We start from the raw sequence: 19973 nt of genomic DNA on the forward strand, positions 1-19973 counted from the left end.
GTCCGCCGATGGTGACCAGTGGGTTGCGTATTGGTACTCCGGCGTTGGCGACGCGTGGTTTCTCGGTGGAGGCGTTTGCCGAGGTGGCTGAGGTGATTGCGCAGGCGTTGATTGCCGGCTCGGACGGTGACAAGGAAAAACTTCCCGAGTTGAAGCAACGGGTGCTGGACCTGGCACAGGCCCACCCGCTGTACCCGAATTTGAAGAAGATTGGAGAATAATCATGGCTGACTTGCTACCGGAGCACCCGGAATTCCTCTGGGCGAATCCCGACCCGAAGTCCTCCTACGATGCCGTGATCGTCGGCGGTGGAGGCCACGGCCTGGCCACGGCCTACTTCCTGGCCAAGAACCACGGCATGACCAATATCGCCGTGTTGGAAAAGGGCTGGCTGGCCGGCGGGAACATGGCGCGAAATACCACCATCATCCGCTCGAACTACCTCTGGGACGAGTCCTCGGGTATCTACGAGAAGTCCCTGAAGCTGTGGGAGCAGCTGCCCGAGGAACTGGACTACGATTTCCTGTTCTCCCAGCGCGGTGTGCTGAACCTGGCCCACACCCTGGGGGACGTGCGCGAATCGGTCCGACGGGTCGAGGCGAACAAGCTCAACGGCGTTGACGCCGAGTGGCTGACCCCGGAACAGGTCAAGGAAGTCTGCCCGATCATCAACGTCGGCGACGACATCCGCTACCCGGTCATGGGTGCCACCTACCAGCCGCGTGCCGGCATCGCCAAGCACGACCACGTGGCCTGGGCCTTCGCCCGCAAGGCGAACGAGATGGGCGTGGACATCATCCAGAACTGCGAGGTCATCGGGTTCCTGAAGGACGGGGAGAAGGTCACCGGGGTCAAGACCACCCGCGGCACCATCCATGCCGGCAAGGTCGCGCTGGCCGGGGCCGGACATTCCTCGGTGCTGGCCGAGATGGCAGGCTTCGAACTGCCCATCCAATCCCACCCGCTGCAGGCCCTGGTTTCGGAATTGTTCGAACCGGTGCACCCGACGGTGGTCATGTCCAACCACATCCACGTCTACGTTTCCCAGGCCCACAAGGGCGAACTGGTCATGGGAGCGGGGATCGACACCTACAACGGCTACGGCCAGCGCGGTGCCTTCCACGTGATCGAGGAGCAGATGGCCGCCGCGGTGGAACTCTTCCCGATCTTCGCCAGGGCCCACGTGCTGCGCACCTGGGGCGGCATCGTGGATACCACCATGGACGCCTCGCCGATCATCTCCAAGACCCCGATCCAGAACCTGTACGTCAACTGCGGGTGGGGCACCGGAGGGTTCAAGGGCACCCCGGGCGCCGGCTATACGCTGGCCCACACCATCGCCAATGACGAACCCCACGAGCTGAACGCACCGTTCAGCCTGGATCGCTTCGAAACCGGACACCTCATCGACGAACACGGCGCCGCAGCCGTGGCCCACTAGGAGCAGCCATCATGATGCTGATTGAATGCCCGAACTGCGGGCCAAGAAACGAAACCGAATTCAAGTACGGCGGCCAGGCCCACGTGGCCTACCCGGCCGACCCGCACGAGCTGAGCGACAAGGAATGGGCCCGCTACCTGTTCTACCGCGAGAACTCGAAGGGCATCTTCGCCGAACGCTGGGTCCACGCCGGTGGGTGCCGCAAGTGGTTCAACGCCCTGCGTGACACCGTCAGCTACGAATTCAAGGCCGTCTACCGCGCCGGGGAAGAACGCCCGGTGCTCGAGAACACCCAGGGAGGTTCCAAATGAGCCGCAACAAGTCCTACCGCCTGGACGCCGCCCAGGCCACCGCCGAGCGCATCAACCGTGACGAGGCCCTGATACTGACCGTCGACGGCCGGCAGCTGACCGCCTACCGCGGGGATACCGTGGCCAGTGCGATGCTCGGCGCCGGGCTGCGCTCCTGCGGCAACTCGATGTACCTGGGCCGCCCCCGCGGCATCTTCTCCGCAGGGGTGGAAGAGCCCAACGCCCTGGTCACCGTGGCCGCCCGCCACGAGCAGGACATCAACGAGTCGATGCTTGCGGCCACCACCGTGCCGGTGACCGCGAACCTGAATGCCACCTTGCTGCGCGGGCTGGGCGTGCTGGATCCCACCACCGACCCGGCCTACTACGACCACGTGCATGTGCACACCGACGTGCTGGTGGTCGGAGCCGGACCGGCCGGCCTGGCCGCGGCCCGCGAGGCCACCCGCTCCGGTGCCCGTGTGATGCTGCTGGATGAGCGTGCCGAAGCCGGCGGTACCCTGCGTGATGCGCCCACGGAACAGATCGACGGCAAGCCCGCCGCCGACTGGATCGAGGAGGTCGGCGCCGAGCTGGCTGCCGCCGAGGACGCCACCCATCTGCAGCGCACGACCGTGCTGGGTTCCTACGATGCGAACTACATCGTTGCAGTGCAACGCCGCACCGTGCACCTGGATGGCCCGGCCGGCCACGGTGTCTCCCGCGAACGCATCTGGCATATCCGCGCGAAGCAGGTGGTGCTGGCCACCGGCGCACACGAACGCCCGATGGTGTTCGAGAACAACGACCGCCCGGGCATCATGCTCGCCGGCGCGGTGCGCAGCTACCTGAACCGCTACGGGGTACGTGCCGGGACGAACATCGTCGTGGCCACCACCAATGACTCGGCCTACCCGCTGGTGGCCGAATTGGCCGCCAGCGGCGGGGTTGTCGCAGTGGTCGACGCCCGTGCCACCGCCTCCGCGGCCGCGGCCGAAGCCGTCGGTTCCGGGGTTCAGGTCATCACCGGTTCGGTGGTGGTTGATACCGAAGCTAACGAAGCCGGGGAACTGTCCGCCGTGACCGTTGCCGCACTGGATGCGGACGGCAACCTGGGGGACAGCCGGCAATTCGAGGCCGATGTGCTGGCCGTGGCCGGCGGCTTCAACCCGGTGGTGCACCTGCACTCGCAGCGGCAGGGCAAACTGGACTGGGACACCACCATCCACGCCTTCGTCCCGGGCGACGCGGTGGCCAACCAGCACCTGGCCGGGGCGATCACCGGGCGTTTCGACACCGCCAGCGCGCTGTCCACCGGTGCCGCCACCGGCGCCGCGGCCGCCAGTGCCGCCGGTTTCCGGCATATCGCCCAGGTGCCGCAGGCCCCGGAGGTGGCGCTGGGCGAGACCCGCCCGGTGTGGCTGATCCCGTCCCTGCGTGGGGACGATGCGGCGAACTACACCAACCACTTCGTTGACCTGCAACGCGACCAGACCGTGGCCGATGTGCTGCGTGCCACCGGGGCGGGCATGAGGTCGGTGGAGCATATCAAGCGCTACACCTCGATCTCCACCGCCAACGACCAGGGCAAGACCTCGGGTGTGGCAGCGATCGGTGTGATCGCCGCGGTGCTGGGCATCGAGAACCCGGCCGAGATCGGCACCACCACCTTCCGAGCCCCGTACACCCCGGTGGCCTTCGCCGCCCTGGCCGGACGCACCCGCGGACAGCTGCTGGATCCGGCACGGATCACCCCGATGCACCCCTGGCATGTGGCCAAGGGCGCAACATTCGAGGATGTCGGGCAATGGAAGCGCGCCTGGTACTTCCCGCAGCCGGGTGAGGACATGGACGCGGCGGTCTACCGCGAATGCAAGGCGGTGCGCGAGTCGGTGGGCATGCTGGACGCCACCACCCTGGGCAAGATCGAGATCCGCGGGGCGGACGCGGCAGAGTTCCTCAACCGCATGTACACCAACGGCTACACCAAGCTGAAGGTCGGCATGGGCCGCTACGGCGTGATGTGCAAGGCCGACGGCATGGTCTTCGACGACGGGGTCACGCTGCGCCTGGCCGAGGACAGCTTCCTGATGCACACCACCACCGGCGGTGCGGCCGACGTGCTGGACTGGCTGGAGGAATGGCTGCAGACCGAATGGCCGGAACTGGATGTCACCTGCACCTCGGTGACCGAACAGTTGGCCACGGTGGCCGTGGTCGGCCCGCGCTCACGCGATGTCATCGCGAAGCTGGCACCCGGCCTGGACGTATCCAACGAGGCGTTCAAGTTCATGGCCTTCCGGGATGTCACCCTGGCCAGCGGGATCGAGGCGCGCCTGTCGCGGATCTCCTTCTCCGGGGAACTGGCCTTCGAGATCGCCGTGCCGACCTGGCACGGACTGCGGGTCTGGGAGGACGTGTACGCGGCCGGCGAAGAATTCAACATCACCCCGTACGGCACCGAAACCATGCACGTGCTACGCGCCGAAAAGGGATTCATCATCGTCGGGCAGGACACCGACGGCACGGTGACCCCGCAGGATGCGGGCATGGAATGGGTGGTCTCCAAGCTCAAGGACTTCGTGGGCAAGCGCTCCTACTCGCGGGCCGACAACCAGCGCGAGGACCGCAAGCAGCTGGTCTCGGTACTGCCGGTGGACAAGACCCTGCGCCTTCCCGAGGGCGCGGCGTTGGTCGCCGCGGACGCACGGAGCGAAAACGGGATCACCCCGATGGACGGCTGGGTCACCAGCTCGTACAATTCGCCGGCCCTGGGGCGCACCTTCGGCCTGGCACTGATCAAGAACGGGCGCAACCGCATCGGTGAAGTGCTCAAGACCCCGGTGGGCGGCCAGCTGGTCGACGTCGTGGTATCGGAAACCGTCCTCTTTGACCCGGAAGGGAGCCGTCGAGATGGCTAATCACACCCTGCTCGAAAACACCGGCCTGCGCCGTTCGCCGGCCGGACACCTCGCCGAGGCGATGGCCGCGGCGACCGTTATCGGCGAACGCGCCGTGGCCCTGCGCGAAATCGCCTTCACCACGCAGATCGGGATCCGGGCCGTTCCCGGCAGCGCCGGGCACCGCGCCCTGGCGCAGGCCACCTCGGTGGGCCTGCCGGCCGCCGTCGGCGAGGTCACCGGCGGGGTCGACGGCACCGCGGTGCTCTGGCTGGGACCGGACGAGTTCCTGCTCACCGCACCCGAAGACAGCACCCTGACCGGCAAGCTGGCCGCTGCGCTGGCCGAGGAACCGGGGCAGGTGGTGGATCTGTCCGCCAACCGCAGCGTGCTGGAACTGGAGGGTCCCGCCGCGCCGCTGGTGCTGCGCAAGAGCTGCCCGGCGGACCTGCATCCGCGGGTCTTCGGCGTCAACCAGGCGATCACCACGACGCTGGCGAACATCCCGGTGCTACTGTGGCGCACCGGTGAGCACGGCTGGCGGATCCTGCCGCGGGCCTCGTTCACCGAGCACACCGTGCATTGGCTGATCGACGCAATGCTCGAATTCGCCTCGGAGCCCGTCGTCTAGCCGGGACCCGCGGCGGCCGATTCGCCGCACGCCCGTTTCCGTCCAACGCTCCCGCCCGCACCATCATCGGTGTGGGCGGAAGCGTTGGACGCGGGGCGTACCGTGGGACCAGGCCACCGTCCCGATATCCGCCGTCGCTGGCCACACCCACCCCAAGTCAACCACCCTTGAAAGGACACCCCATGAGTGAACAGGTCCGACACGTCCTGACCCTGCAGTGCCCGGAAGGCGCCGGCATCGTCCACGCCGTGACCGGATTCCTGGTCCAGCACGGACGCACCATCGTGGAACTGAAACAGTACGATGACATGAGCGCCGAACGCCTGTTCATGCGCGTGGATTTCGCCGGCGAGGACGCGCCGGGCCTGCTGCAGATGCTGCGCACCGATTTCCAGGCCGTCGCCGATCAATGGCAGATGGACTGGCAGCTGCGTGAGCGCGGGCAGAAGACCAAGGTGCTGATCATGGTCTCGAAGTTCGAGCACTGCCTGAACGACCTGCTCTTCCGGATGCACAGCGGGGACCTGCCGATCGAGGTTGTCGCGGTGGCCTCCAACCACCCGGACCACCGCTCACTGGTGGAATGGTACGGCATCGGTTTCCACCACATCCCGATCTCGAAGGAGACCAAGCCGCAGGCCGAGGCGGCGCTGCTGGAACTGATCGAGGACACCGGGGCCGAACTGGTGGTGCTGGCCCGCTACATGCAGGTGCTCTCGGACCACCTGGCCACCGAGCTGACCGGCAAGACCATCAACATCCACCATTCCTTCCTGCCCTCGTTCAAGGGGGCCAAGCCCTACCACCAGGCCTGGGAACGCGGGGTCAAGACCGTGGGTGCCACCGCCCACTACGTGAATTCGGAGCTGGACGAGGGCCCGATCATCGCCCAGCAGGTGGTGGATGTGGACCACACCTACACCCCGGCGGACCTGGTTGCCGCGGGCCGGGATTCGGAGTGCAAGGCGCTGTCCAATGCGGTGCGCTGGCACTGCGAGGGACGGGTGTTCCTCTACGGCAACCGCACCGTGGTGCTGCGCTAGGAAGAACCACCCCACCGCCGCGTCGACTCCCCGTGCCCTTGCCAGCGCCCGGTTCCCGGGGGAAAATCGGGAACACGCGGAGCACATCGAGGCGCCCGATGCGACGGGCCCGGGGAGGCAGGAACCATGCACAGCGAACCGATCCTTGTCATCGGCGGGGGACTGGCCGCCGCCACCTGTGTCACCGCCCTGCGTGAACACGGCTACACCGGGGAACTAACCCTGGTCTCGGACGAGAAGCACCTGCCCTATGAGCGTCCGCCGCTGTCCAAGGACTTCCTGCAGGGCAACAGCGGACTGGCGGACTTCACCGTGGCGGACGATGACTGGTACCGCACCCATGAGGTGCAGCTGCACCTGGGGGTGGCCGCGGAGTCGATCGACCGGGCCGGGCGCACCGTGCAGTGCACCGACGGCCGGATCCTGGAGTACGGCCAACTGGTGCTGGCCACCGGTTCACGGGCCAATACCGGGCAGGGACTGCCAGGCAGCGAGCTGCCCGGGGTGCATGTGCTGCGCACCGTGGACGATGCCCGCACCCTGCGCCAGGTCCTGCTGGAAGGTACCCGGGTGGCGATCATCGGCTCCGGGTGGATCGGCATGGAGGCGGCCGCCTCGGCCCGCCAACGCCATGCCGAGGTCACCGTCGTCTCCCCGTCCACCACGCCCCTGGCCGCCGCGCTGGGCGAGGGGTTCGGCAGCTACCTCACCGGTCTGCATCGTGACGCCGGGGTCCGCCTGGTACTGGACACCCGGGTGAACCGGATCGAGGCCCGCGGCCGCGAGCTCATCCTGCACGCCGGAGACCGGCAAATCAGCGCCGACACGGTGCTGCTGGCCATCGGCGCCAGCCCGAACCTGGAGCTCGCCCGCGACGCCGGGCTGGAGACCGATGACGGGGTGGTCACCGACGCCTCGTTGCGCACCAGCGACGGGCGGATCCTGGCCATCGGGGATATCGCCCGGTCCTTCAATACCCGGCTACGCCGCCAGCTGCGGGTCGAGCACTGGGATAACGCCATCCGCCAGGCCAAGCTGGCCGCCAGCACCCTCACCGGCGGTGACGCGGAATACGACTGGTACCCCTACTTCTTCACCGACCAGTTCGACCTGGGCATGGAATTTGTCGGCCACCGGCTGGACGGGGACACCGAGGTGGTGCGCGGGAACCGGCAGGAGGGTCAATTCATCATGTTCTGGCTGCGTGAGGGCAGGATCAGCGCGGCGATGAACGTGAACATCTGGGATGTGAACGACAGCCTGCGCGCGCTGCTGGGTCGTCAGGTGGCCCCTGACCGGCTGGCCGACACCTCGATCCCGCTGGACCAACTGGCCGACCGGTAACCACCACGAGATGCGCGGCTCAGACCCCGAGCACAACCAGCAGCGCCAGGACCGCCAGCACCAGGGACACCGGGGTCATCACGTAGCGTTCGGGTTTCGAACGGGAGATGGCGTTCATGCCGACCCCCAGCAGCAGGAACCCGAATACCACCCACATGCCTAACCGGGCTACACCGCCCTCTGGAACCATGACCAGCCCGGCACAGCGCAGGGCCAGTAGGGCCAGTAGGGCCATGAGACCGTAGAGCAGCACCGATACCCCGGCGACCACGCGCAACCCGGTCGGCAGCCGGCCCGGGTGGTACCCGCCCATGGTGAAGCGCCCCCACGGGGCACCGAAGACCAGGCCCAGCTGGAAGAGCGCCAACATACCCAGCACCACCGTGAAAACCACCGCCCAGACCATGGAACCGAGCCTACAGTGGCCTGCCATCGGGCAACAGCCCGGCCACCGACACGGTGGCATCATGGCTGGTTACTTCACCTCGGGGCTGCCTACGATGAACCCATGACACAGCACCATGTTGATCTGGCAATCATCGGCACCGGCTCGGGCAACTCATTGCTCACCGACCACTGGGAAGGCAAGCAGGTGGCCATCGCGGAGAAGTCCGTTTTCGGCGGAACCTGCCTGAACGTGGGCTGCATCCCCACCAAGATGTTTGTCCGCTCCGCCGAAATGGCGCGGACCACCGTTGACGCCGCCCGGGTCAATGTGGACCTGCCCACCGGGGACGCGGACTGGTCGGCCATCCGGGATCGGGTCTTCTCCCGCATCGACCCGATCGCCGACGCCGGCTACGACTACCGCAACAACAACGAAAACGTGAAGGTCATCTCCGCCCAGGTGCAGCTGCACGGCACCCACGGTTTCCGGGCCCCGGACGGCACCGAGGTCAACGCCGCCCAGCTGGTCATCGCCGCCGGCTCGCGGCCGGCCATCCCGGATATCGAGGGCACCGGGCTGCCCGGGGTGCACACCTCGGACACCGTGATGCGGCTGGAGGAACTGCCCGGGCGCATCGTGATCGTCGGTGGCGGCTATATCGCCTGCGAATTCGCGGCCATCTTCTCCGGACTGGGCTCGCACACCACCCAGCTGGTGCGCAAGGACCGGCTGATGCGCCACCTGGACACCGAGATCCGCGAGGCTTTCAACACCGAGGCGCCCAGGCACTGGAACGTGGCCTACAACACCGAACCCACCGCGATCACCGCCAACCCCGATGGCAGCCTGGTGGTGCACAGCGCCCACGGCAGTCACACGGCCGATGTGGTGCTGCTGGCCACCGGCCGCACCCCGAATACGGACCTCATCGGGGCCGAGGAAGCCGGGCTGGATCTGCACGACGACGGGAGGCTGGTGGTCGATGACTACCAGCGGGTGCTACGCGGAGGACAGCCGGTGGCCGGGCTCTACGCGCTGGGGGATATCTGCACCGCAAACCAGCTCAAGCACGTGGCCAACTACGAGGCCCGGGTGGTGGCGCACAACCTGGAACACCCCCGGCACCTGCGCGCCAATTCGCGGCGCGCGGTACCCGCGGCGGTCTTCACCCACCCCGAACTGGCCCAGGTGGGGCTCACCGAAGCCGAGGCCATCGAACGCATCGGCGCGCACAACGTGACGTCCAAGACCCAGCAGGTGGGGGATACCGCCTACGGTTGGGCGCTGGAGGACCGCAGCGGGCTGTTCAAGGTCATTGCCGACAAGCGCGATGGCAGCATTTTGGGGGCCCACGCCATGGGCTACCAGTCCTCGAACCTGATCCAGCCGGTGGTCATGGCCATGAACCTGGGCGTCGACGCCTACACCGCCGCGCGCGGCCAGTACTGGATCCACCCGGCCCTGATGGAAGTCACCGAGAACGCGTTGCTCGGACTGGACGTGCCGGTTCCCGCGGACGCCGATCTCTAGCGCCTGGGCCAGGCCCAGGCCGGGCGGTCGAACACTCCCTGGTCCTGCAGCACGGTTTCCCCGGACTCCTTGACCAGTTCATGGCGCAACGCCCCGTGGGCTTCAAGGGCCGCCACCAGGTGGGAGGAATGGGAGACCACCACGATCTGCGAGCGCCCGCTGGCCTGGGCGATCAGCTCCCCGAGCGGTTCAAGTAGCTGCGGGTGCAGGGAGTTCTCCGGTTCGTTCAGCACCAGCAGCGGGGCCGGACGCGGGGAAAGCAGGGCCGTGGCCAGCAGGAGATAGCGCAGGGTCCCATCCGATAATTCGGCGGCGGACAGCGCCCGGAGCAGCCCCGGCTGTTTCAGTTGCAGGCTGAAACGTCCGGCCTCGCTGCCGGTGATTCGCACCTCGGACCCGTCGAAGGCGCGGGCGATGGCCTGCCGGAACGGGGCCGGATCGGATTGCTCGACGATGGTGCGGATCGCGGCGGCCACATCCGCCCCATCCGAGGCCAGCACCGGGGTGCGGGTTCCCACCTGCTCCTGCCGGGCCGGGGCCTGCGCGTCGGTCCGCAACGCGTCGTAGAACCGCCAGCCCTGTAATTCGCGGCGTAGCTGCCCCACTTCCGGGGCGGTGCTGGAGTCAACCAGGGACAGCACCGACTCCCAATCAGCCAAGCGGATCCGCGCATCGTGCAGCTGCGCCGAATCGCGCACCTGCACCAGCGGGCCGTTGCGTTTCACCGCCAGGGTGCCCGGACGCAGCACCGGCCCGAAGAATACCGATTCGGTCTTGATGATCGGGTCCTGACCGAACATGGTCGGATCGCGCGGATCCATATCCGGTGGCGGCATCCCCAGATCCACGGTGTAGCCGTACCCGTCGGTGGCGAACCCGAGCTTCAGGGCCACCGCCTGCCTACGCCGGGTGCCCTGGGCGGCACGGGCCGGCTCCGCTCCGCGCGGCCGGCTGCCGGCTTCGGGGCCGGCCCAGGTGGCCGAGGCCAGCCCGCCTTCCCGCGCCAGCGAGGCGATCGCCCCGTCGTGGCCCAGTTCGCTGATCAGTTTCAGGGCCCGGTAGACATTCGATTTGCCTACCGCATTCGCCCCGGTGACCACGGTCAAGGGGGCCAGGGGAAGTACCAGGTCGCGCACCGAACGGTAACCGCTGATTGCCAAGGTCTGAAGCATGCTCCCCAGACTATCGGCACCCACGGACACTTCCGGTCTTCCGCGGAAAACCACCGAACGCCATGTCATACTAGATTTATCGGCGGAAACCTCGCCGAGGCCATGGCGCTGGGGCCCCGCCCGCAGATGTTCTGGCCCGAGGCGCCGACGTCGGAATCACTCCCGGCGGCGGCCACGTGAGAATTGGGGAGAACCCATGACCCGGAATCCCGACGGTCCAGTACCCACCCTCCTTGTCGGGGTCGACGAGGACCAGTCGCCGGTGGTCGTTTCCACCGCCGCGGCCCTGGCCGCCCAGCTGGGCGCCACGGTGGTATGCCTGAATGTGCAATCCGGCCGGCTGATTACCCAGCGCCTGCCCGAGCCATTGGACCGGCCCACCGGACAGGTCGGATTCGACGATGGCAACGAGCCGGACAACCGATTCCCCGAAGCCCTGGACAAGCACCTGACCGAGGTGTTCTCCGCAGCCGGGGTGTCCTGGGAAGCCCGCGAGGTGGAAGGGGACCCGGGCAAGGCCCTGGCCCGGGTGGCCGAGGAACTGGACGCCACGATGATCGTGGTGGGTACCCGGCGTCCGGGGATCCGTGGCAGGATCGAGCAGCTGGTCGACGGCTCGGTCGCGGTCCATCTGGCTCACCGCCAGTCACGGCCGGTGCTGGTTGTCCCGCAGGACCCCAGCCAGACCGGCCGTCTGCCCTGGTAGGACTAGCCTTCCGGGTCCCCGGACCCGGCGGTCGAGAAGTACAGCCCCCGGTGTAGCTTGCAACCCGGATTGAACCGGGCGTCGCACCGGGGACAGCGATCGGTGCCAAGGTACTGGCCGATGCCCAGTTCGCACCGGCAAATCCCGCACAGCACCGCCGGTTCGTCGAAGAGCCGGCCCGGCCATACCATCACCGGGTGGTCGGCCAGCTCCTCATGGCAGTGGTGGCACGGGTAGTAGCGCGCGCAGCAATAATGCTTGATGGCGATGATGTCCACCGCCTGGTGGTAGTGCCTGCACCGGGTCTGGGCGTCCATGCCGACCCCGAAAACCTCCGGCTCCCCGTCCAACCGCATCCTCCCGTGCCATTGATCCGCGCCCTGCCCTACGGGCCCGTTGCCGCCCATGCTAGCGGCCCTTTGCGGGACATCTCCACGCAGGGGTCGAGGCCTAATCCCGCACTGCCTGGGCAGGCGCCCCGGGTTTCCTCGCCCAGCGGAGCAGGTACCAACACAGCGAATACACCGTGAGGGCCAGCATGGCCGTGGGGATGACGGATTTGAGGAATTCGGTCAACGCCAGTTCCAGGCCAAGCGGGCCCTGCGCTGCCCTCATGATCAGCACCGAGGACAGTGCGGGCATCGTGCTGACCAGCACGATGCCGAGCGTGATGGCCAGCCGGCGGGTGGCCCGGGCCGGTGGAACACTGGCCCGGGACAGCGACAGTTTGCCCGAGCGCACCGTCAGCACACACCACAGCACCAGGGCCAGCGCACCCAGCACGGTACTGGCATGCTGCAGGAAACGATTGGCCGTCAGCCCGCTGACCAGTTCCGTCTGAAGCAGCGGCAACGCGGCCACCATCCGGCTGTTGCCGTGCGTGATCCCGTCCCACAGCACATGGGTGGCCAGCCCGATCAACGCCGAGAGGAGGAACCAGAAGGCGGAGGACAGCCGGCCTCGTGGCGCCCTGGCCCCGCCACCGGTGTAGTCCACGGTCACCGGCAGCAGGTCCCTCACCGGCGGGGCGAGAAACCGGCACAGCAACACCAGCAACACGACGCTGGGCACCCCGGCGAGCAGTATCCCCTTCAGCGAGTGCGTGAACGTGGCGTTCAGCAGCGGCTCGTACCAGGTGTGGGCCGTCACCGGCAGGTTGACGAAGTAGGGCAGATCCGGGGCAACGGCGCCGGCAACCAACGCCAGTGGCACGAAGGGCCGATGCAGCAGCGGAAGCACTGCGGCAGGATGGGACAGGGTGAACGGCACGTGGTTCCTTTGCGACGGTGTGGCGGGGCAGTGCGGTCTCAGCCGCGGATCATCACCTTGATCGCCTCGCGCCGATCCATGAGCCCGTAGCCCTCGGCGATCTCCTCCAACGGCAGCACCCGGTCGAAGACCAGCCCCGGGTTCACCGTGCCGGCCAGCACCCCGGGCAGCAGTTCGGGGATGTACTTGCGCACCGGGGCGACCCCGCCGGTCAGGGTCAGGTTGCGGCCAAAGAGCTCACGGCCCACCGGCCCGGTCGTGTACTGCGGTACGCCCACCCGGGAGATCACCCCGCCATCACGCACGATGCCCAGCGCCTGCTCATAGGCAGGCAGTAATCCGACGGCTTCGAGCACCTTGGAGGTGCCGTGCCCGCCGGACAGTTCCCGCACCCTGCTGATCCCTTCCGCACCGCGTTCGGCGACCACGTCGGTGGCCCCGAACCGGCGCCCGAGTTCGGTGCGGTGATGGTGCCGGCCCATCAGGATCACCTGCGAGGCGCCCAGCAGCCTGGCCGAGAGCACCGCCAGCAGTCCCACCGCCCCGTCACCGATCACGCTCACCGTGTCCCCGGGACCCACCCCGGCGCTCACCGCGGCATGGTAGCCGGTGGCGTACACGTCGGAAAGGGTCAGCAGGCTCGGGTAGAGCGCCTCGTCCACCGGACCGGGAACCCTGACCAGGGTCCCGTCGGCGCTGGGCACCCGGATCGCCTCGGCCTGCGCCGCGGATCCGTCGGCACCCCAGTAGCCGGCATCCAGGCAGGAGGTGCTCAGCCCCTCGGCACAGAACTGGCATACCCCGCAGGAGACCGTGAACGGCGCAATCACGAAATCCCCTTCGGCCACGGTACGCACCGCGTCGCCGACCTGCTCGATGACCCCGATGAACTCGTGCCCGATCGGCCTGCCGGCCGGATGCTGGGCATCGTCCCGGTAGGGGTGCAAATCCGAGCCGCAGATGCAACTGGCGGTGATCCGCACAATGGCATCGGTGGGCGCGGCGAGCACCGGGTCGGCCACCTGGCGCAGGGCCACCTGGCCGGGGCCGAAGAGAAAGTTGGCGCGCATGGACATCCCCTGTGTTGTTGGCGGTTCTCGCCCCTCAGCCTAGCCGGTCACGCTCCGGCCTGTCACCGGCTCGGCCTTCCGGGAGGCCGGTACCCGGGAGCGCAGCAGCACAAAGAGCAGCACCATCCCGGCCGAGAGCAGCATATGCCCCAGACCGGCGAACCCGGCGATCATCGCGGAGGACTCCACACCCCGCACGGTGAGCATCCCATGCACGATGAGCATGGTGCTGGTCAGGATCACCCCGGCATTGTAGATGCCGAAGAACCAGGCGAACAGCCGGCGCCGTGCGCTGAGCTCGAAGGCCCGTTCCAGCAGCAGCACCACCAGCAGCACGATGAACCCCAGGGTCAGCAGGTGGGTGTGGGCCAGGCCCAGTTGGGTGAATTCCCCGGCCGGGAAATCGTTGAGCTTGGTGAACTCGCGGTAGAACAGGCCCGAGGCGACGCCGACAAGCATGTAGCCGAAGGCCCAGTTGAGGATCTTGCGCATGGAAAACACTTCCTTGGTTGGTTGGGTTGTTGGTTTGTCAGCGGGTGGCGATGCCGGCCGGCTGCCGGTGCCCGGTTTCGTCGTCCGCCTCGGGCCGCGGGCGGCTCCATGCCGGGATGCCGCGTCGGGCCAACAGGGTGAACAGCGCCGGAACCAGCACGGTGCGCACCAGGAAGGTATCGAGCAGCACCCCCAGCCCGACGATCAGCCCGAGCTGGCCCAGCACCAGCAGCGGCAGCGTGGCCAGTGCGGCGAACACCCCGGCCAGCACCAGCCCGGCGCTGGTGATCACCGCACCGGTGGCGTTCACCGCGTTGACGACCGCCTGGCGCATCGGCTGCCCGGCGGCTTCCTGCCGGATCCGGTGGGCCAGGAAGATCGTGTAGTCCACCCCGAGGGCCACCAGGAACAGGAAGGCCAGCAGCGGCACCTGCACATCCAGGGCCCGGGTGTCGAAGACCAGCGAGCCGATCAACGCCCCGAGGCCCAGGGCGGCGGCCGAGCTGAGCAGGTTCACCAGCGCCAGCAGCCCGGCGGTGAGCCACGAGCGGGTGAGCAGCAGCAACATGACAAAGCAGATGCCCAGCACCAGCGGGGCGATGAGCACGAAGTCGCCCAGATGCCCGCGATGGGTGTCGTACGCCTGTGCCCCCTGCCCGCCAACCAGCGCCTCGGCAGCCGGTACCGCGGAGACGGCCTCGCGCAGGGCAACGGTTTCGGCCCGGCCCGCGGCGGAGCCCAGTTCGGCGCTGCCGGCCACCATCAGCCGCTGCCAGGACCCGTCGGCGCTGGTGCCGAGCACGCTCACCCGTTCGATGCCCGGCACCGCGGCCGCCGCCTCGGCGACCTGTTCGGCGGCCCCGGAACGGCTGAGCACCGTGGCGGGGTACACCTCGCCGATCGGGAAATGCCCGGCCAGCAGTTCGCCTCCCTGCGCCGATTCCATGGTGCCGCGGAACTGCTCGGACGGCTTGACACCCAGCGAGGTGCTGGTCAGCACGGTGGCGAAGATCAGCAGGATGGCGCCGACCACGCCCAGGCTCATCGCCGGGCGGGAGGTGACCCCCGTGGCGATCCGGGCCCACGGCCCGGGCCGCGCCGCCGGGCCACCGCTGGTGGGCACCAGCGGCCAGAAGACCTTGCGCCCGCACAACACGAGTACCGCCGGCAGCAGGAACAGGGCGAAGAACGCGGCAACCAGCAGCCCGATGGCGCAGGCGATGCCCAGCCCGCGGGTATCATCCATGACCGCCAGCACCAGGGTGGCCAGGGCCAGCACCACGGTCAGGTTGGAGGTGGCAATCGCCAGGAAGCTGGCCCGCCAGGCGGTGGCCATCGCCTGCCGGTGGTCGGGGCTACGGCGCAGTTCGTCGCGGTACCGGGAAATCAGCAGCAGCGCATAGTTCGTCCCGGCGCCGAAGACCAGTACCGAGAGCACCCCGGTATCAAAATGAAGCTCCCACACCCCGGCCAGCGCCCCGGTGACCAGGCTGGCGGCCCGGTCGGCCACGGCCACCACCAGCAGCGGGATCAGCCACAGGATCGGGGAGCGGTAGGTGAGGATCAGCAGCACCGCCACGATGCCGACGGTCACCGCCAACAGGGTGAAGTCGGCCCCGGCGAAGGCATCGGCCACATCCGCGCCGAAGGCGGCCCCACCGGTGACCTGCAATACCAGCCCGTCACCGGCCAGCTGCGACAGCTCCGCGCGCAGCATGCGCACCTGATCGCGGTCCGCCAGCGGATCCACGCTGTCCCAGCTCAGGGTGATCAGGGCCGCTTCCCGGTCCTCGCTGAGGATCGGCTCGCCGGCCTGCACCGGGCCGACGGCGCCGGCAACGGCACCCGCCTCGGCCAGCAGCCCGGTATCGGCCGCGGTCAGCTCCTGGTGGTCGGTACGGCTGGCCACAGCCACCGCGGTGGAGCGCCCGGAGCCCTCGAAACCCTCCAGCAGGGCGGCGACCTGGGCGGATTCGCTGTCCTCGGGCAACGGGTCGGGACTGTGGGACGCGGCCGGCAGGGAGGAGAGCAGCCCGAAGGCCAGGGTGATCAGTAGCAGGAATCCCAGCACCCAGCCCCGCGCGCCGCGGCGCGAGGTGAGGGTGCCGGCCAGTGTGGTCAGGACGGAAGATCTCATGCTTCCAGTCAACCCGGCCGGGCTCGCGCGCGGATCGTGGATCCGGTCGAACCTCTTCTCAACCGTTTGATGGATGCGCTATCGCGACAGGTGCCCTACCCGGGCCGGAAGGCTCAGACCAGGCCCCGTTCACGGGCCGCGGCCACCGCCTGGGTGCGGGAGGAAACCTGGAGCTTCTCGAACACGTGCACCAGGTGGCTTTTCACCGTCGCCTCGCTGACAAACAGTTCCCGGGCGATCTGCCGGTTGCCGGCACCGGTGGCCAGCAGCCCCAGCACCTCGCGTTCCCGGGTGGTGAGCGAGACCTTCGGGGCGCGCAACCCGGCCAGCACCCGTTGGGTCATTTCCGGGGCCAGCACCATCCGCCCGGCCGCGGCCTGGCGTACCGAGTCCAGGATGGTGTGCGCCGCGACGTCCTTGAGCAGGTAACCGCTGGCCCCGGCTTCCACACAGGCCAGGATCTGCGCATCGGCATCGAAGGTGGTCAGGATCAGCACCTGCGGGGGCTGCGGCAGGGCCCGCAGGGCCTTGGTGGTCGCCACCCCGTTCATGCCCTCGCCCAGCCGCAGATCGCACAACACCACATCCACCGGGTCCGCCGCGGCGAGCTGCAGCGCCTCTTCCCCGGTGCCGGCCTCGGCCACCACCTGGATGTCCGGACAGTGGGTGAACACCGCACGCAACCCGGTACGCACGATCGGGTGGTCGTCAACCAGCATGACGGAAATCATCGGGGTCACCGGCCTTTCTGGGCGGACAACGGAAGGTAGGCGGACAACGCGGTGCCGGCTCCGGGGGAGGATTCCACCTCCAGGCCGCCACCGAGTTCACGCAGCCGCTGGCCCATGGCCTGCAACCCGAAACCGCCGTCGGTTTCCCGGTGGCCGAGTCCCGCCTGCCAGCTGGCGGTATCGAATCCCACCCCGTCATCGACGATGTCCATACGTACCGTATCACCGGCATCCTGCAGCGAAAGCACCAGCCTCCCGGCCCGGGAGTGCTGCTGCACATTGGCCAGTGCGGACTGGGCGGTGCGCAGCAGCGCCACCTGTACGGTGCTGCCCAGCACCGGCAACCCGGCGGCGGCCCGCAACTCGGTGCGGATCCCGGACTGCCGCTCAAGACGTTGCAGCATCCGGCCCAACGCCCCGGCCAGGGCTTGGTCCTCCAGCTCCGCCGGGGCCAGGGCGGCGATGATCCGCCGCAGGTCGCTCAGCGCCTGCCCGGCTAGTTCCCCGACCTGTTCCAGCGCCCGGGCATCCTGGCGGGAATCGGAATCCGGGCCGCTGTGCGTACCTCCCGCGGCCCGGGCATGCAGCGAGATCGCCGCCAGCTGCTGGGCGATGGTGTCGTGGATATCGCGGGCCACCCGGGTCCGCTCGGCCAGCATCCCGGCCTCATGCTGCGAACGGGCCAGCTCCTCCTGCAGCGCCGCCATTTCCCGATGCGCCTGGCGCAGCGAGGCGACGAGGGTATTGCGTTCCTGGACATCGTGCAGCAGCTGCAGGTAGCCGCGTGAAATACCCCAGGCGAAGGAACCACCCACCAGCGGTCCGAGCACCCCGGCATAGCTGATGTTCCCGTATACCACGAAGGGGAGCACGATGGCCAGCGCGTAGATCAGTACGCTGAGCAGCACCGACAGGCCCAATCCCAGCAGGTGTCCGACCAGCAGCCACAGGCTGAAGGCCAGCCACATGAACTCGGCACTGACCACCAAGGCCGCAACCCACAGGGCCAGCAGCACCGCAAGCCAGCCCAGCACCCGGCGCGGGGCACCGCCCCGAATCATTAGCGGCAACCCCAGCACGTACCAGCCGGCCAGCAGGATCCCGACGCCCAGCACCAGGACACCGTGACCGGGGTCGACCACCAGGGCACGCAGCACGGCGAAAACCAGCAGCACCAGGGTGATCCCGTGCTGCCCCAACTGCAGCAGCCTCGCGGAGATCAGCTTCTCTCGCCGGATCGGGGGATGTGCCGCTTCCGGGCTTCGGGCAGCCGGGGCGGAGGCGGCAGGGCTCATGCCGGGTCCTTGGCGGGCAGGTCCCGGGCGAGCATCCCGTAGATGAAGGTGTCGGTGTATTCGCCCTTGCTGAACAGGTCCTGGATCAGGTGCCCCTCGCGGCGGAAACCCAGCCTTTCGGCCAGGGCGGCGCTGGCGGTATTGCGCGCATCCATTTGCGCCGCCACCCGGTGCACCCGCAACGGGCCGAAGGCCAGCCGCAGCAGCTCGCTGGCCGCTTCATCCAGGTATCCCAGTCCCGCGCATTGCGGGTCCCGGACCCAGCCGATCTCCGCCTGGCGGTGTTCCACATCGGTCAGCCACAACGCCAGGTCGCCCACGTACCGTCCGGAGGCGTCGGCGACCACCAGGGACAGGGCGTGGGGTTCGGCATCCAGCGTGGTGCGCAGGAGCCGCTTGGCCAACTGTTCCTGGGTGTACTCCTCATCCCAGCGCTCCTCGAGCAGGTAGCGGGCCACCGGTTCCTGCGAGTACACCCGCAACAGGTCGGCGGCGTCCTCGGCGACATGGAAGCGCAATTCCAGGCGCCGGGTGTACACGGGGAAGATCGCGTCGTTCATGGTTTCGACTTTAGACTGCCAGCGCCCCGGCTGTCTTGCCCGGCACCGTCATGCGCACGGTGGCCGCGGACCGGAACATGACCGCGGGGCCCGGCCGGGTTTAGGCTTGAGCTACCGGCGGGCACGCGGAGCACCGGCCGGGGAGGGGAAACGAGGCGGCATGCGGTTAGCGGTTCTGCAACATGATGCGCAGCCGGGGGATTGGCAAACCAACCTGGCCCGGCTGGAGGAAGCCGTGGCGGTGGCGGCCAGCAACCGGGTGGACATCCTGCTCAGCCCGGAACTGTACGTGACCGGGGCCGATGCGCGGGTGCTGGCCAAGTCCTTCACCGCCGCCGCGATCCGGGGATTGCACGAGGCCATCGAGTCCCTGGCTGCCAGCTACGGGGTGGCGCTGGCCTACTCGCTTCCCGAACACCGGGAGCGCCAGCTGCTGATCGGCAGCTACTTCGTGGATGCGCAGGGTGAACGGCTGGCCCACTATGCGCGGGTGCACCTGGCCACCGCCGCCGAGCGCGAGGTCTTCACCGCGGCCGATGAACCGCCTGCGGCCTTCGAGTACCAGCACTCGATGCTGGCGCTGTCCAGCGGGTACGACGCCCAGTTCCCCGAGAACGTGCGGGCCGCGGCGCTGGCCGGGGCCAAGATCCTGCTGGTGCCGGCCGCCGCCGAAGCCGGCGCCGCACCCCTGGCGTTGAAGCTGCTGCCCGCCCGGGCCATGGAAAACGGCCTCTACCTGCTGTGGGCCAACCACTGCTCGGTGCAGGGCGGGATCCAGATGACCGGCACCTCCACCATCGTGGGACCGGACGGGCAGAATATCCAGGTGGCCGGGCACCAGCCGCAACTGATCGTGGCCGATGTGGACCGCCAACGCCAGCAGGCCATTCGCAAGGCCGTGCCCTATTTGGCGCGATTGCGGCCCGAGGTGTACCGCTGATTGCCGAACAACGCGCCCGGGTTGGTAGCGTGGA

At 68.4% G+C, this 19973-nt stretch carries 19 protein-coding genes and 1 pseudogene; 10 read left to right on the plus strand and 10 right to left on the minus strand.

Going from position 1 to position 19973, the window contains the following annotated elements; translation table 11 throughout:
* From OK351_RS16220 to OK351_RS16250, 7 genes and pseudogenes are all read left to right on the plus strand, one after another.
* Nucleotides 1-221 (plus strand): annotated as a pseudogene (locus OK351_RS16220) (serine hydroxymethyltransferase); the annotation flags it as partial.
* A gap of 2 nt (nucleotides 222-223) precedes the next feature.
* Nucleotides 224-1441 carry a sarcosine oxidase subunit beta family protein gene (locus OK351_RS16225; protein WP_265161115.1) on the plus strand — a complete coding sequence of 406 codons (1218 nt, stop codon included), beginning with the start codon at nucleotides 224-226 and terminating at the stop codon, nucleotides 1439-1441.
* Nucleotides 1442-1452: 11 nt separating this feature from the next.
* Complete coding sequence (locus OK351_RS16230; protein WP_265161117.1) at nucleotides 1453-1752, plus strand: sarcosine oxidase subunit delta; 300 nt, start codon at nucleotides 1453-1455, stop codon at nucleotides 1750-1752.
* Nucleotides 1749-4652, plus strand: coding sequence for a sarcosine oxidase subunit alpha family protein (locus OK351_RS16235; protein WP_265161120.1), 2904 nt, complete (start codon nucleotides 1749-1751; stop codon nucleotides 4650-4652). Before OK351_RS16230 ends, OK351_RS16235 begins: the two co-directional genes overlap by 4 nt.
* The gene (soxG, locus tag OK351_RS16240; RefSeq protein ID WP_265161122.1) at nucleotides 4645-5262 is read left to right on the plus strand and encodes a sarcosine oxidase subunit gamma family protein; all 618 of its coding nucleotides are present in this window, start codon (nucleotides 4645-4647) and stop codon (nucleotides 5260-5262) included. The genes OK351_RS16235 and soxG overlap by 8 nt, the downstream gene beginning before the upstream one ends.
* Before the next feature lie 182 nt (nucleotides 5263-5444).
* Nucleotides 5445-6305, plus strand: a complete 861-nt coding sequence (gene purU, locus OK351_RS16245) for a formyltetrahydrofolate deformylase (protein WP_265161124.1) — start codon at nucleotides 5445-5447, stop codon at nucleotides 6303-6305.
* Nucleotides 6306-6431: 126 nt separating this feature from the next.
* A complete protein-coding gene (locus tag OK351_RS16250; RefSeq protein WP_265161126.1) occupies nucleotides 6432-7649 on the plus strand; it encodes an NAD(P)/FAD-dependent oxidoreductase in 1218 nt (405 codons plus the stop codon).
* A gap of 19 nt (nucleotides 7650-7668) precedes the next feature.
* On the opposite strand, the gene OK351_RS16255 is transcribed toward OK351_RS16250, so the two are convergent.
* Nucleotides 7669-8055, minus strand: a complete 387-nt coding sequence (locus OK351_RS16255) for a hypothetical protein (RefSeq protein WP_265161128.1) — start codon at nucleotides 8053-8055, stop codon at nucleotides 7669-7671.
* Nucleotides 8056-8157: 102 nt separating this feature from the next.
* On the opposite strand from OK351_RS16255, the gene OK351_RS16260 reads away from it, so the two are divergent.
* Nucleotides 8158-9567 (plus strand): mycothione reductase, encoded by a 1410-nt coding sequence (locus OK351_RS16260; protein ID WP_265161131.1) that lies wholly within the window; start codon nucleotides 8158-8160, stop codon nucleotides 9565-9567.
* On the opposite strand, the gene OK351_RS16265 is transcribed toward OK351_RS16260, so the two are convergent.
* The gene (locus OK351_RS16265; RefSeq protein ID WP_265161133.1) at nucleotides 9564-10739 is read right to left on the minus strand and encodes an AAA family ATPase; all 1176 of its coding nucleotides are present in this window, start codon (nucleotides 10737-10739) and stop codon (nucleotides 9564-9566) included. The two genes, OK351_RS16260 and OK351_RS16265, sit on opposite strands and share 4 nt — an antisense overlap.
* 196 nt (nucleotides 10740-10935) lie before the next feature.
* On the opposite strand from OK351_RS16265, the gene OK351_RS16270 reads away from it, so the two are divergent.
* Complete coding sequence (locus OK351_RS16270; protein WP_265161135.1) at nucleotides 10936-11445, plus strand: universal stress protein; 510 nt, start codon at nucleotides 10936-10938, stop codon at nucleotides 11443-11445.
* A gap of 2 nt (nucleotides 11446-11447) precedes the next feature.
* On the opposite strand, the gene OK351_RS16275 is transcribed toward OK351_RS16270, so the two are convergent.
* From OK351_RS16275 to OK351_RS16310, 8 genes are all read right to left on the minus strand, one after another.
* Entirely contained in the window at nucleotides 11448-11852 is a 405-nt protein-coding gene (locus tag OK351_RS16275) for a CHY zinc finger protein (protein WP_265161137.1), read from the minus strand.
* A 43-nt stretch (nucleotides 11853-11895) separates the two neighbouring features.
* A complete protein-coding gene (locus OK351_RS16280; protein WP_265161139.1) occupies nucleotides 11896-12714 on the minus strand; it encodes a DUF4184 family protein in 819 nt (272 codons plus the stop codon).
* A gap of 38 nt (nucleotides 12715-12752) precedes the next feature.
* Nucleotides 12753-13784 carry an alcohol dehydrogenase catalytic domain-containing protein gene (locus tag OK351_RS16285; protein WP_265161141.1) on the minus strand — a complete coding sequence of 344 codons (1032 nt, stop codon included), beginning with the start codon at nucleotides 13782-13784 and terminating at the stop codon, nucleotides 12753-12755.
* A gap of 39 nt (nucleotides 13785-13823) precedes the next feature.
* Entirely contained in the window at nucleotides 13824-14276 is a 453-nt protein-coding gene (locus OK351_RS16290) for a DUF2871 domain-containing protein (protein WP_265161143.1), read from the minus strand.
* A 37-nt stretch (nucleotides 14277-14313) separates the two neighbouring features.
* On the minus strand, nucleotides 14314-16413 hold the full coding sequence (locus tag OK351_RS16295; protein WP_265161146.1) for an MMPL family transporter: 2100 nt from the start codon (nucleotides 16411-16413) through the stop codon (nucleotides 14314-14316).
* A gap of 113 nt (nucleotides 16414-16526) precedes the next feature.
* On the minus strand, nucleotides 16527-17144 hold the full coding sequence (locus OK351_RS16300; protein WP_265161247.1) for a response regulator: 618 nt from the start codon (nucleotides 17142-17144) through the stop codon (nucleotides 16527-16529).
* A gap of 5 nt (nucleotides 17145-17149) precedes the next feature.
* Complete coding sequence (locus OK351_RS16305; RefSeq protein ID WP_265161148.1) at nucleotides 17150-18439, minus strand: sensor histidine kinase; 1290 nt, start codon at nucleotides 18437-18439, stop codon at nucleotides 17150-17152.
* Complete coding sequence (locus OK351_RS16310; protein WP_265161150.1) at nucleotides 18436-18999, minus strand: GNAT family N-acetyltransferase; 564 nt, start codon at nucleotides 18997-18999, stop codon at nucleotides 18436-18438. Before OK351_RS16310 ends, OK351_RS16305 begins: the two co-directional genes overlap by 4 nt.
* 160 nt (nucleotides 19000-19159) lie before the next feature.
* On the opposite strand from OK351_RS16310, the gene OK351_RS16315 reads away from it, so the two are divergent.
* Entirely contained in the window at nucleotides 19160-19939 is a 780-nt protein-coding gene (locus tag OK351_RS16315; RefSeq protein WP_265161152.1) for a nitrilase-related carbon-nitrogen hydrolase, read from the plus strand.
* Nucleotides 19940-19973 lie beyond the last annotated feature (34 nt).

This window comes from Glutamicibacter sp. MNS18 (genome assembly GCF_026107515.2).
GTDB lineage: Bacteria > Actinomycetota > Actinomycetes > Actinomycetales > Micrococcaceae > Glutamicibacter.

Excerpts from the sequence above, each read along its gene's own strand:
- OK351_RS16225 (WP_265161115.1), top strand. The coding sequence starts at position 224 with ATGGCTGACTTGCTACCGGAGCACCCGGAATTCCTCTGGGCGAATCCC.
- OK351_RS16230 (WP_265161117.1), top strand. The coding sequence starts at position 1,453 with ATGATGCTGATTGAATGCCCGAACTGCGGGCCAAGAAACGAAACCGAA.
- OK351_RS16235 (WP_265161120.1), top strand. The coding sequence starts at position 1,749 with ATGAGCCGCAACAAGTCCTACCGCCTGGACGCCGCCCAGGCCACCGCC.
- soxG (WP_265161122.1), top strand. The coding sequence starts at position 4,645 with ATGGCTAATCACACCCTGCTCGAAAACACCGGCCTGCGCCGTTCGCCG.
- purU (WP_265161124.1), top strand. The coding sequence starts at position 5,445 with ATGAGTGAACAGGTCCGACACGTCCTGACCCTGCAGTGCCCGGAAGGC.
- OK351_RS16250 (WP_265161126.1), top strand. The coding sequence starts at position 6,432 with ATGCACAGCGAACCGATCCTTGTCATCGGCGGGGGACTGGCCGCCGCC.
- OK351_RS16255 (WP_265161128.1), bottom strand. The coding sequence starts at position 8,055 with ATGGTCTGGGCGGTGGTTTTCACGGTGGTGCTGGGTATGTTGGCGCTC.
- OK351_RS16260 (WP_265161131.1), top strand. The coding sequence starts at position 8,158 with ATGACACAGCACCATGTTGATCTGGCAATCATCGGCACCGGCTCGGGC.
- OK351_RS16265 (WP_265161133.1), bottom strand. The coding sequence starts at position 10,739 with ATGCTTCAGACCTTGGCAATCAGCGGTTACCGTTCGGTGCGCGACCTG.
- OK351_RS16270 (WP_265161135.1), top strand. The coding sequence starts at position 10,936 with ATGACCCGGAATCCCGACGGTCCAGTACCCACCCTCCTTGTCGGGGTC.
- OK351_RS16275 (WP_265161137.1), bottom strand. The coding sequence starts at position 11,852 with ATGGGCGGCAACGGGCCCGTAGGGCAGGGCGCGGATCAATGGCACGGG.
- OK351_RS16285 (WP_265161141.1), bottom strand. The coding sequence starts at position 13,784 with ATGCGCGCCAACTTTCTCTTCGGCCCCGGCCAGGTGGCCCTGCGCCAG.
- OK351_RS16290 (WP_265161143.1), bottom strand. The coding sequence starts at position 14,276 with ATGCGCAAGATCCTCAACTGGGCCTTCGGCTACATGCTTGTCGGCGTC.
- OK351_RS16295 (WP_265161146.1), bottom strand. The coding sequence starts at position 16,413 with ATGAGATCTTCCGTCCTGACCACACTGGCCGGCACCCTCACCTCGCGC.
- OK351_RS16300 (WP_265161247.1), bottom strand. The coding sequence starts at position 17,144 with ATGATTTCCGTCATGCTGGTTGACGACCACCCGATCGTGCGTACCGGG.
- OK351_RS16305 (WP_265161148.1), bottom strand. The coding sequence starts at position 18,439 with ATGAGCCCTGCCGCCTCCGCCCCGGCTGCCCGAAGCCCGGAAGCGGCA.
- OK351_RS16310 (WP_265161150.1), bottom strand. The coding sequence starts at position 18,999 with ATGAACGACGCGATCTTCCCCGTGTACACCCGGCGCCTGGAATTGCGC.
- OK351_RS16315 (WP_265161152.1), top strand. The coding sequence starts at position 19,160 with ATGCGGTTAGCGGTTCTGCAACATGATGCGCAGCCGGGGGATTGGCAA.